Origin of the sequence: Bradyrhizobium sp. AS23.2 (genome assembly GCF_001908185.1) — a bacterium.
GTDB lineage: Bacteria > Pseudomonadota > Alphaproteobacteria > Rhizobiales > Xanthobacteraceae > Bradyrhizobium.
This window is the reverse complement of the sequence record NZ_LGHM01000143.1, coordinates 1-11,723: the sequence shown is the minus strand read 5'-3', so window position 1 is coordinate 11,723 and position 11,723 is coordinate 1. Positions and strand designations below refer to the sequence as shown.

Sequence of the window (11,723 nt, the reverse complement as noted above, 5' to 3'; positions counted from 1 at the left end):
ATCAGGCGACGGCCACAGCGCCGATCCCGTACAGAAGCAGGTTCCCGGCGAGTGGATGACGCAAAAAGGGATTGACTAACTCAGGCCCGTTACAGAAGCCCGGATGGAGCGCAGCGCAATCCGGGGCCTTGCGCGCCACGGCAAGACTGTCCCGGATTACGCTTCGCTCCATCCGGGCTACGAGATCTACTTCCCAAACTCTTCCCGCATCTTGGCCTGGATCTTGGCCATGCCGCCGATCCAGCGGTCGTAGTTCTCGGTCTTCTTGCGCATGTAGCCGAGCACCTGGGGGTGCGGCAGGATCAGGAACGTCTCCTGCTCGAGGCCGGCAAGAACGTCTTTCGCGACCTGCTCGGGCGTGAGGTCGCCGTCGACGGATTGCGGCCCCTTCGGGATCGAGCGCAGCATGTTGGTGTCGACACCCTGCGGACAGAGGATCGAGACCTTGATGTTGTGGGCCTTGTGCGAGATCGCGAGGTTTTCGGCAAAGCCCACCGCGGCATGCTTGGTCGTGGAATAAGCGGGGCTGCCGACTTGCGACAGCAAGCCCGCGGCCGAGATCGTATTGAGGAAATACCCGCCGCCGCGCGCCTTCATGCGTGGCACGAGATGCCGCGCCGCATAGACGTGGGCCATGACGTGGATCGCCCAGCTCCGCTGCCAGGGCTCGTCCGACGCCCCGCCGGCATTGACCGACATGGGATCGAAGCCGCCACCGATGCCGGCATTGGAACAGAACAGGTCGATCGGGCCGAACTGCCGCTCGGTCTCCTCGATGACGTGCGCGATCTCCTTTTCCTGCGCGACGTCGCATCTGAAGGCGGCGCCATCAACCATGGCGGCGACCGCCCTTGCATTGGCAGCATCCATGTCCGCGACGACGACCTTGGCCGCGCCGGCCTTGTGAAAGGCATCGCATAGCGCCTTGCCGATGCCGTTTGCGCCGCCCGTGACGACCACGACCTTGCCGGTCACCTGCATGCGACGTCTCCTCTTTATCTTATACCGGGTATTGGTCTTGCTCAGCTCAACACGAGGTCGAGCACCGCGGTATAATGGCACGCCGCGCCGGCCAAGACAAAGCCGTGCCAGATCGCATTCTGGAAACGCAGGCGCCGCCAGGCATGAAAGATCACGCCAAAGCTGTAGAGCAGGCCGCCCGCAAGCACGAGACCCAGTGTCAGAGCGGGCAGCGCCTTGACCACGGAGTCGTAGAGCATGACACCGCTCCAGCCCATCGCGAGGTAGATGCCGACCGAAACGCGGTCGAACCGGCCGGGACAGCAGAGCTTCAGCACGATGCCGAGGATCGCGACGCACCAGACGCCGACAAGCAGCACCAGTGCGAACACGCTGTCCTTCACCTCCAGGATGAACGGCGTGTAGGTCGCCGCGATCAGCAGGTAGATCGCCGAATGGTCAAGCCGGCGCAGCAGCCATTTGGCCCGCGAGACCGGCCAGAGATTATAGGTCGCCGACAGCACCAGCATCGAGAGCAGGCCCGCGACATAGATCGAGACGCCGACGATGTCGGTCGCAGTCGCATAGACCGCCGTCAGCACCACCAGAACCGTCGCGGCGATGATACCGCAGAGCACGCCGATCGCGTGGACGACGCAATCGGCGATCAGCTCGGCGCGGTCGTAGTCCCAGCCGATCACGTCGGCTGCGGCGTGGACGGAGGTGGACGCAAGCTGTTTCAGTCGGAAGACGGTCATGGCAATCCGGAGGCGATGCACTCTCGTATGGGTCTTTCGCGATCGGCGCGACGTTCAAGCGGCTGATTCACCGAGAAACGCGGTGGAAGTATGAAGCTTGATTTTCGTCAGGTAGTTGCCACTTTTGTGATTAGTCCATTTTGCGTATCCCCTGCCCGAGCCCCCTCACGTTCATATGGCATTCAGTTTCCAGGATATGGTCGAGGAGGCGCGCCTGTCGGCCCGGGCGCTGATCGACTATGGCGAGCACTTCTTCAACCCGACGGTACGATTAGGGGTCACAGGCCTGTCGCGGGCCGGCAAGACGGTGTTCATCACGGCGTTGATCCACGGGCTGACGCGCGGCGGCCGGTTTCCGGTGTTCGAGGCCTATGCTTCGGGCCGGATCGCGCGGGCGCATCTGGCGCCGCAGCCGGACGACGCCGTGCCGCGCTTTGCCTATGAGAACCATCTGCGTGCGCTGGTCGAGGAGCGGCGCTGGCCGAATTCGACCGTGGACATCAGCGAGCTGCGCCTCGTCATCGACTATCAGCGCCAGAACGGCGCCGACCGCACCCTGACGCTCGACATCGTCGATTATCCCGGCGAATGGCTGCTCGACCTGCCGCTGCTCCAGAAGAGCTACGAGCAATGGTCCGCCGAAAGCCTGGCACTCTCGCGCGAGGCACCGCGCGCGCATCTTGCGGCTGACTGGCACGCGCATCTCGCAGCGCTCAAGCCCGAGGCACGCGAGGACGAGCAGGTGACGCTCACGGCGGCAAAGCTCTTCACCGCCTATTTGCGCGCCTGCCGCGACGAGCGCTTTGCAATGAGCCTCTTGCCGCCCGGCCGCTTCCTGATGCCCGGCAATCTCGCCGACACGCCGGCGCTGACCTTTGCGCCGCTCGACGTGCCCGCAGACGGGCAGGCGCCGGACGGCTCGCTATGGGCGATGATGGTTCGCCGCTATGAGGCCTACAAGGACGTCGTGGTGCGGCCATTCTTCCGCGACCATTTTGCCCGGCTCGACCGCCAAATTGTGCTGGCGGATGCGCTTGCCGCGTTCAACTCGGGACCCGAAGCGCTGCACGATCTCGAAGCCGCGCTCGCCGGCATCCTCGATTGCTTCCGCATCGGCCGCAGCACCTTCCTCTCCAGCCTGTTCCGCCCGCGCATCGACCGCATCCTGTTCGCGGCGACCAAAGCGGACCATCTGCATCATTCCAGCCACGATCGGCTCGAGGCCGTGCTGCGCCGCGCGGTCGCCCGCGCCGCGGCCCGCGCGGAAGATACCGGCGCGGAGATCGATGTGGTGGCGCTCGCCGCCGTCCGCGCCACGCGCGAAGCGCAGGTCGCGCATGGCCGCGACAAATTGCCGTCGATCCTGGGAACGCCCACCGCGGGCGAAAGCGCCGGCGGCGAGTTCTTCGACGGCAACATCGAGGTCGCGACCTTTCCGGGCGACCTGCCGCTGGATCCCGAGTCGCTGTTCAACGGCGCCGATGCGTTTCGCGGACTGTCGACCGCGGCGGCCGGGAAGAGCGATTTCCGCTTCCTGCGCTTCCGCCCGCCAAAGCTCGAGCGCGAGGGCACTGAAGAGCCCGCGCTGCCTCACATCCGCCTCGACCGTGCGTTGCAGTTCCTGATCGGAGACAAGCTGCTATGAACGACCGATCCCAGCATCGGCGCCCGGCGACGTTCCGGCTCGACGATCCCGGCGTCGTCGTCACGGAAGCCGACGAGACGAGCCGGCTCGGCCGCGCCACCATCCAGATCACGCCCGAGCCTGATCCGCTGACGCTGCCGGTGCCGATTGAACCGGCCCTCCCGGCACGGCGCCGCTTTCCCTGGGGCACGCTGTTCTGGTCGGGCGTCGCCGGGCTGACGCTGCTCGGCGTCGGGCTCGGCGTCGTCCATCTGATCGAGGATCTCTTCGCGCACAGCGAAAGCCTCGGCTTCGTTGGCCTCGCCCTCGCCTTCGTCACCGCACTTGCGCTCGCCGTGGTGATCGGGCGCGAGGCGTTCGGGCTGGCGCGCCTTGCGACGATCGAGAAGCTGCATCAGCGCGCAGCCGCCGTCCTTGCCAGCGACGACCGCAAGGAGAGCCGTGTCATCGTGCAGGACCTGCTCAAGATCGCGCACCAGAACCCACAGCTCGCGCGCGCCCGCGCCACGCTCGAAAGCCATGCCGGCGAGATCATCGACGGCGCCGACATGATCCGGCTCGCCGAGCGCGAATTGATGTCGCCGCTGGATGCGGAGGCCCGGCGGCTGGTGTCGTCGGCCGCGCAACGCGTCTCGATCGTGACGGCGGTCTCGCCGCGCGCGCTGATCGACGTGATGTTCGTGTTCGTCGCCTCGCTCCGCCTGATCCGCCAGCTCGCGCATCTCTACGGCGGCCGCCCCGGCGCGCTCGGCATGATCCGCCTGCTCCGTCACGTCATCGCCCATCTCGCCATCACCGGCGGCATGGCCGCGAGCGATAGCCTCGTGCAGCAGATGCTCGGCCATGGCATCGCGGCCAAGCTGTCGCAACGGCTGGGAGAAGGCATGCTCAACGGACTGCTGACGGCGCGGCTGGGCCTGGCCGCGATCGACGTGACGAGGCCGCTGCCGTTTGCGGCGCTACCGCAGCCGAAGCTGACAGACCTGGCGATGGATCTGCTGCGGAAGAAGGACGACGAGGAGTAGTGCTCTTCTCACGCCGCGCTGCCCCTTCACCCTCTCCCCTTGTGGGAGAGGGTGGCTCGCCGCGAAGCGGCGAGACCGGTGAGGGGTGTGTCTCCACGAGTCCAATGCTTATTTGAGTTTGCGGAGACAGACCCCTCATCCGGCGCTTCGCGCCACCTTCTCCCACGAAGGGAGAAGGAAGAAACTTGCCTAGCTAGGCGAGCACACGCCTCTCGAATTTCCCCGCCAGCACGCGCCACTGAAACAGCGGCGAGTCCTTCGGCGGCGAGAGCTCTGGCGTCCAGCCGGTGAGCTTGTCCAGCGCGTAGGTGTCGATCACGAGGCCGCGCCAGCGTCGTTCGACTTGGCCGAGTGGCTCGCGCTTGGCGGGGATATTGTCCCACAGCGTTGACCGATTGTCCGGCTCACGCCCGACATAGATGCCGGCGTGTCCCTTGATCCGGTCCATGCCGGGATCGCGAAAATCCTGGAAGCGGCCGCGCTCGTTGATCTCGATCACAGGCACGCGGCCTCTGAACAGCCAGCGCATCATGGCGTAGGTGCGATAGTCGTTGGTCGCGATCCAGGTCGCGCCGGTCTCGTCCAGCGCAGCCTGCGCGCGCGCCGCGACCTGCTCGTAGCCGGCCTCCGCGCCGATCGGATCGATCTTGCCGAGCAAATTCCAGGGCGCGGCGACATAATAGAAAAACACGATGACGACAAACGCGATGCCTGAGACGACTGCCGTCCTGGCCCAGAACAGCGACGACTCGATCATCCGAGCCGACCAGCCTTCACGCGACAGCATCGCGAGGTTAATGGCTGCGGCGGCAAAGCCAACCGGCCACATGAACATCGGCCAGGTATCGCCGACCCTGAGCGTCATCGATTTCGCGAGAAAATATAAGAACGGCACCAGCACCGCAGTCGACAACAGGATCGCGACCGGCTCGCGCTTGCGATAGCCGCGCCATGCCGTCATCATGAGTCCTGACAACACCACCGGCAACATGACGAAGCCGACAAGGCCGAATTGCAGGCCGATGTAATCGCCGATGGTGCGGAGCGAGATTCCGTAATTGGCGGTGGCACGCACGCCCTGGAACCGGAACGAGGCCCAGTCGTGTTGCGCGTTCCAGATCAGGACCGGCGAGAACACCGCGATCGCGATCAGCACGGCGAGATAAGGATAAGGGCTGCGCAACCAGCGCCAGCGCCAATTCGGCACCAGCAGAAAGGCGGCCACCGCCGGTGCAAACATGATCGCGGTGAATTTCGACAGCATCGACAGGCCGGCGAACAAGCCGGCAGCGAGCCACCAGCGTCCATCGCCGCTCTGCGCAAGCCTCACCAGCGACCACATCATCGCCACCGCAAACGGGATCATGGCAACGTCAGGCGCGACCTTGGCCATCAGCAGGCCGTAGTAGAGCGCGGCTTCCGGCATCAGCACCGCGAACATGACGGCGCGGGCATCATGGGTGAGGCGGCGGACGATGTCGGCGAGCAGGAGCTGCGTGACCAGCATCGCGACGATGCCGCCGAAGCGGACGCCGAGCGTGGTGTCGCCGAAGATCGCGGTGCCGAAGCGGATCAGCCACGCGATCCCCGGAGGATGATCGAGGAAGCTCAGCGCCCCCTCCTTTGACCAGGTCCAGTAATAGGCCTCGTCGGTCCGCAGCTCGATCGCGGAGGCGTAAACGATGCGCAGCACCGTCATCGCGGCGATGACGAGCACGGCGATGACGAGGGGCCGGCGCGCGGCGCCGGAGGGCACGGTGATGTCGGGAGCTGTCGTCACGGCCGCGCTTTTCCCCAACTTGGGAGGGTGAGTCAATGCGGGGGACGGTGCCGCAAATGCCGGTGTCTTCCCGGGCAAGCGAAGCGCGACCCCGGACCCATAACCCAAGGGAGTGGTTTTGGCATAGGCTGGTCACCACGAATCTTCGCCAAACTCGATCCTGTGGTTATGGGTCCCGGATCGGCGCGCGCTCAGGGCGCGCTTGTCCGGGACGACAGCGGATTGCGTGGCGGCTTGCCGCGCATGTGATCGGAGAAGCTGTCCGCCCCCGGAATTAAACGCTACGCTGGCTGATCTCCTTCTTGAACTGAGACGACCGAATCATGGCCATCGCTTCTGCACGATTATCCGAACTCATCCGCGGCATCAGCCTGCGGCAGGTGCGGCTGGTCTGCGGCGTCATCCTGTTTTCCTATGTGGTCAGCCATTTCCTCAACCATGCGCTCGGCAACATCTCGGTCGATGCCATGCAGGCCGGGATCTATTACCACATGGCCTTCTGGCAGTTCCTGCCGGTCGCGATCGTGTTCTACACGGCGGCGCTGACGCATATGGCGCTCGGCGTCTACGCGCTGTACCAGCGCCGACAGTTCCGCTGGAAGGCGGTCGAGCCGCTGCAGCTCGTGCTCGGCCTGAGTATCCCCGCCCTCGTCATGGCGCATGTCATCGGTGTACGCCTCGGCCAGACGCTCTTTGGGCACCAGAAGCTCTATCCCCAGGAGCTCTATGTATTCTTCGTCGGTTCGCCCAATCGGCTCTGGACCATGACGACCCTGCTCGTGATCGCCTGGGTGCATGGCTGCATCGGGATCTATTTCTGGCTCCGGCTCAGATCGTTCTTCACGCGCGCCGCGCCCTATCTGCTCGCCGCCGCCGTGCTGATCCCGACATTGGCGCTGCTCGGCATCTACCAGGGCGGCCGCAGCGTCGCGGCGGACGCTGACGACGGCGAGTGGCGAACGCACCATCTCGCCCGACAGTTCGGCACCGCGGCCGAAGGCGATACGCTCGAGCGCATCACCGGCGACCTCACCATCGGTTATTTCGGACTGCTCGGGCTGGCGCTGCTGGCGCGCGGCGTGCGCGCCTTGCGCGAACGGCGTGGCGGCATGATCGCGCTGTCCTACGGCAACGGCAAGACGGTGCGCGTACCCAAGGGCCTGTCCGTGCTGGAAGCGAGCCTGCGCCACAATGTGCCGCATGCCAGCGTGTGCGGCGGCCGTGCCCGCTGCTCGACCTGCCGCATCCGCATCATCGGCGATCACGGCGATCTGCCCGAACCGTCCCAGCGCGAAGCCTTCGTGCTGTCCCGCGTCGGCACCACCGATCCATCGATTCGTTTGGCCTGCCAGTTGCGGCCCACGTCCGACCTCTCTTTCTTCCAGTTGTTCACGCCGCACACGCTGACTGGAAATGCGCAGGCCTCGACGCCGGCCCGGATCGGCCAGGAGCGCTATCTCGTCAGCCTGTTCGTGGACATGCGCGGCTCGACGCAGCTCGCCGAAAAACGGCTGCCATTCGACACCGTCTTCATCGTCAACCGCTTCCTTGGCGCAGTGTCGCAGGCCGTGATCGAGCACGGCGGCCAACCCAATCAGTTCGTCGGCGACGGCATGCTGGCGCTGTTCGGGCTCACCGCCGATCCGCAGACCGCCTGTCGGCAGGCGCTGAAGGCCGCCGCGAGTATCGCCACGCATATCGACGAGCTCAACGAGCTCCTGAGCCACGATTTGCGCCAGCCGATCCGCTTCGGCATCGGCATTCACGGCGGCGAAGTCATCATCGGCGACATCGGCTATCGCGATCATGTCGTCTTCACGGCGCTCGGTGACGCCGTCAACGTCGCCGCCCGCCTCCAGGACATGACCAAGACGCTGGCCTGCGAGGCGATCGTCTCGGAGGAAGTCCGCCGCACCGCGGGCCTTGCCGACGGCGCGCTGCCACAGCAGGAGGTCGCGATCCGCGGCCGCGACGAGCCGATGGCCGTACGCATCGTCGCGGACACGAGGCAATTGTCCGCCCTCGTCGCGGGCAGTGAGCGCGTCGCGGCCTGATGTTTCACCTCTCCCCGCTTGCGGACCGCTTGCGGGGAGAGGTCGGAATTCGCGCGTAGCGCGGATTCCGGGTGAGGGGACTCTCAACGAATCTAACTCTCACCGTCCTCGCGGAGACTCCCCCTCACCCCAACCCTCTCAGCGCGAGCGAAGCTCGTCGCGCCCCGCATCCGCCTTCGCCAAGGCTTCGGCGGACAAGAGCGGGGCGAGGGAGCGCACCGTCCGCCACGGCTACAACTCGACTCCATCTCATCGCGGCGTAACACCGGCTTGCTGCAACGCAGCGGCATGGGCCTGCTGCGAAAGCACGAATTGACTTCATCGGGGTCGTTGCGACAGATGGGCGCGGGATCGCGGTGATGACCGCTATCCAACGAAACGCTCCGGGAGGAGACCAAATGTTCGATCGACGCGACCTGCTCAAAGGAGCGGGCCTTGCTGCAATTGCGACCGCACTGAACTCAACGAAAGCGCTGGCACTCGACACCGTCACCCTGCCCTTCGCCAACGGCGAACGGCCGCTGGTGAAATACCCGCAGAAGCGGCCGATGATCGGCCTGACCAGCCGGCCACCGCAGCTCGAGACGCCGTTCGCAGTATTCAACGATGGGCCGATCACGCCGAACAATGCGTTCTTCGTGCGCTATCACCTCGCGGACCTGCCCTACAATCTCGACCCCGACAAGTTCACGCTGGAGGTCAAGGGCAAGGTCGACAAGCCGCTCAAACTCTCGCTCAAGGACATCAAGAAGATGAAGGCGACGGAGATCGTCGCCGTCAACCAGTGCTCCGGCAACAGCCGCGGCTTCTTCGAGCCGCGCGTCGCCGGCGGCCAACTCGCCAACGGCGCGATGGGCAATGCGCGCTGGCGCGGCGTGCCGCTGAAGGCGGTGCTGGAGATGGCTGGCGTGCAGGCCGGCGCCAAGCAGGTCACATTTAACGGCATGGACGGTCCCGTCAGCGACAAGACACCTGATTTCGTCAAGGCGCTCGACCTCGATCATGCCACCGACGGCGAGGTGATGCTGGCCTATGGCATGAACGGCGAGGACCTGCCGTTCCTCAACGGCTTTCCGCTGCGCCTGATCGTGCCCGGCTATTACGGCACCTACTGGGTCAAGCACCTCAACGAGATCACCGTCATCGACAATGTCTATGACGGCTTCTGGATGAAGTCGGCCTACCGCATTCCGGACACGCCGAACAATGCGGTCGAGCCAGGCACCGCACCGAAGGCGACGATCCCGATCAACCGCTTCACTATCCGCTCCTTCATCACGAGCGTCCCCGACGGCGCCAAGCTGAAGGCGGGACGCGCGACGCTGCGCGGCATCGCCTTCGACGGCGGCAAGGGCATCAAGGAGGTCGAGGTCTCCACCGACGGCGGCAAGACCTGGACGAGCGCCAAGCTCGGCAAGGATCTCGGCAAATACTCCTTCCGCGAATGGAAGCTGCCGGTGAAGCTCGCGGCGGGCTCCTACGACCTCAAGGTCCGCGCCACCGGCAACGGCGGCGAAACCCAGCCGGATACGCCGCGCTGGAATCCGGCGGGTTATTTGCGCAACGTCGTCGAAACTGTTCGCGTCAGCGTGGCCTAAAGGAGAATGATCATGCAGCGCACCGTTCTCCTCGCGATCGCACTTGCCGCCGGCTTCGGCTCAGTGACCGCAGCGCCCGTCAACTACCAGCTCCCGAACGAGGTCGCCGCCTTCAAGCCCGGTCCCAATCTCGAGGTCGTGCAGGGCAATTGCAGCGCCTGCCATTCGGCCGATTACATCAAGACGCAGCCGCCGATGAAGGACAAGAAGGGCTTCTGGCAAGCCGAGGTGACCAAGATGATCAAGGTCTACGGCGCACCGATTGACGATGCCGATGTCGGCAAGATCGTCGATTATCTGGCCGCGACTTATTGACGGACGGCGCGCGGCGTGCGGGCCGGTTGACCGCGAAACGGGCAAAACCGGCAAAAACGCCGCGAAGTTGAGCGGAATTCGGCGAAAAGCCGACGTGGTTTGAGCTACCAAGCCCGCCGCATTCCGCGTATCCTGTTAGGACCGAACCGGCCGGTGGCGGGGACTGGCGGTTCGAGATCTCGGAGGAAGACCCGCGGAGAAGTCGTGATGGCTAAAGGTACGGTCAAGTGGTTCAACCCGACGAAGGGTTATGGATTTATCCAGCCTGCGTCGGGCGGGAAGGATGTGTTCGTGCATATCTCGGCAGTGCAGAAAGCCGGCCTGTCCACCCTCAACGAGGGACAGACGGTGGAATACGAAGAGATCGCAAACCGGGGCAAGACCTCCGCAGAGAACCTCAAAGTATAAGCCCGCCAGCCTTTGCGGCCTCCCGGATCGATCCGGGAGCGGGGCCAAGAAAATTTTAGAAGACGGTCAGTGCATTCGACGACAGGCGTTGCGATTGCACACGGAGAGCTATTTTCCCGCGAAAACCGCTTGATCAATGCCACAGCAACGACAATCGCGACGGCACTTCGTTAGTCCACCGGCAACGGTGCGTCGCGCTTGATCTCTTCCATCACCGCATAGGTTCGCGTCTCGCGCACGCCCGGCATCGACAACAAGGTCTCGCCGAGGAAGCGACGATACGCGGTCATGTCCGCAAGCCGCGCCTTCACAAGATAGTCGAAGCCGCCTGCAACCATGTGACACTCCAGCACCTCGGGCGCGAGTTTCACTGCGCGCGCAAAGCGCTCGAAATTGTCGGGCGTCGTCTTGTCGAGGAGCACCTCGACGAACACCAGAAGCCCGAGGCCGAGACGGTGCGGGTTGAGCCGCGCACCGTAGCCTTCGACGAAGCCCTCGCGCTGCAACCGCTTCAGCCGCTCGCCGATCGAGGTCGGCGACAGCCCGATGCGTTCGGCGAGCTCGACATTGGCGATTCGCCCATCCTGCTGCAAAATCGAGAGGATTTTCCGGTCGGTTCGGTCAAGTTCCATATTTTACGCTGGTTTTTTGCCAAATCCATTCATTATCTAAGGTAAAATGACTAATTTGTCTATCGAAATACGGTAATGTGGGCATTATCCTGGATTTCAGCCACTGGACACGCCATGCCGAACATCCCGCCTCCCTTCACCGCTCCTTACGCGCCTGATGACGCCGAGATTGCCGCGCGCCTCTTGCCCTCGGCGCATCTCAGCCCGCCGCAGGAGGCGCGGATCGACCGCACGGCGACGCGGCTGATCGAGGCGATCCGGAAACGGGACGACCGCCTCGGCGGGGTCGAGGACATGCTGCGAGAGTTTGCGCTCTCGACCAAGGAAGGGCTGGCGCTGATGGTGTTGGCCGAGGCGCTGCTGCGCGTGCCCGATGCGCGCACCGCCGACCAGTTCATCGAGGACAAGCTCGGCGAAGGCGACTTCATCCACCACGAGACCAAGTCCACGGCCTTCCTGGTCAACGCCTCGGCCTGGGCGCTCGGCCTGTCGGCGCGTGTGATCCAGCCCGGCGAGACGCCCGACGGCACCATCGGCCGGCTGGTGAA

10 protein-coding genes and 1 pseudogene are annotated in these 11,723 nt (G+C 64.7%); 7 read left to right on the top strand and 4 right to left on the bottom strand.

Translation table 11 applies throughout. The features are described from left to right. Window positions 1-186: 186 nt before the first annotated feature. Complete coding sequence (locus tag AC630_RS28360; protein ID WP_074121751.1) at window positions 187-981, bottom strand: SDR family oxidoreductase; 795 nt, start codon at window positions 979-981, stop codon at window positions 187-189. A 41-nt stretch (window positions 982-1,022) separates the two neighbouring features. Continuing rightward, window positions 1,023-1,718, bottom strand: coding sequence for a PAQR family membrane homeostasis protein TrhA (trhA, locus tag AC630_RS28355; RefSeq protein WP_074121750.1), 696 nt, complete (start codon window positions 1,716-1,718; stop codon window positions 1,023-1,025). Window positions 1,719-1,893: 175 nt separating this feature from the next. On the opposite strand from trhA, the gene AC630_RS28350 reads away from it, so the two are divergent. Together AC630_RS28350 and AC630_RS28345 are read left to right on the top strand one after the other, a co-directional pair. Then, the gene (locus AC630_RS28350; protein ID WP_074121749.1) at window positions 1,894-3,363 is read left to right on the top strand and encodes a YcjX family GTP-binding protein; all 1,470 of its coding nucleotides are present in this window, start codon (window positions 1,894-1,896) and stop codon (window positions 3,361-3,363) included. Next, the gene (locus AC630_RS28345; RefSeq protein ID WP_074121748.1) at window positions 3,360-4,388 is read left to right on the top strand and encodes a YcjF family protein; all 1,029 of its coding nucleotides are present in this window, start codon (window positions 3,360-3,362) and stop codon (window positions 4,386-4,388) included. The genes AC630_RS28350 and AC630_RS28345 overlap by 4 nt, the downstream gene beginning before the upstream one ends. A 193-nt stretch (window positions 4,389-4,581) precedes the next feature. Here AC630_RS28345 and AC630_RS28340 read toward each other — a convergent pair whose 3' ends face one another. Then, window positions 4,582-6,087: a glycosyltransferase family 39 protein gene (locus AC630_RS28340; RefSeq protein WP_074121753.1), complete on the bottom strand. Its 1,506-nt coding sequence runs from the start codon at window positions 6,085-6,087 to the stop codon at window positions 4,582-4,584. Window positions 6,088-6,491: 404 nt separating this feature from the next. Between AC630_RS28340 and AC630_RS28335 the strand changes: the two genes are divergently transcribed. The 4 genes from AC630_RS28335 to AC630_RS28315 all read left to right on the top strand — a co-directional run bounded on the left by AC630_RS28335 (window position 6,492) and on the right by AC630_RS28315 (window position 10,543). Next, window positions 6,492-8,222: an adenylate/guanylate cyclase domain-containing protein gene (locus AC630_RS28335; protein ID WP_143198385.1), complete on the top strand. Its 1,731-nt coding sequence runs from the start codon at window positions 6,492-6,494 to the stop codon at window positions 8,220-8,222. 398 nt (window positions 8,223-8,620) lie between these two features. After that, window positions 8,621-9,820: a SorA family sulfite dehydrogenase catalytic subunit gene (gene sorA / locus AC630_RS28325; protein WP_074121745.1), complete on the top strand. Its 1,200-nt coding sequence runs from the start codon at window positions 8,621-8,623 to the stop codon at window positions 9,818-9,820. A 12-nt stretch (window positions 9,821-9,832) separates the two neighbouring features. Then, window positions 9,833-10,135 carry a SorB family sulfite dehydrogenase c-type cytochrome subunit gene (gene sorB / locus AC630_RS28320; RefSeq protein ID WP_074121752.1) on the top strand — a complete coding sequence of 101 codons (303 nt, stop codon included), beginning with the start codon at window positions 9,833-9,835 and terminating at the stop codon, window positions 10,133-10,135. Window positions 10,136-10,342: 207 nt separating this feature from the next. Next, complete coding sequence (locus AC630_RS28315) at window positions 10,343-10,543, top strand: cold-shock protein (RefSeq protein WP_008563500.1); 201 nt, start codon at window positions 10,343-10,345, stop codon at window positions 10,541-10,543. 170 nt (window positions 10,544-10,713) lie between these two features. On the opposite strand, the gene AC630_RS28310 is transcribed toward AC630_RS28315, so the two are convergent. Further along, window positions 10,714-11,175, bottom strand: coding sequence for an Lrp/AsnC ligand binding domain-containing protein (locus AC630_RS28310; RefSeq protein WP_074121744.1), 462 nt, complete (start codon window positions 11,173-11,175; stop codon window positions 10,714-10,716). 114 nt (window positions 11,176-11,289) lie between these two features. Here AC630_RS28310 and AC630_RS28305 point away from each other — a divergent pair. Beyond that, a pseudogene (locus AC630_RS28305) lies at window positions 11,290-11,723 on the top strand (bifunctional proline dehydrogenase/L-glutamate gamma-semialdehyde dehydrogenase); the annotation flags it as partial.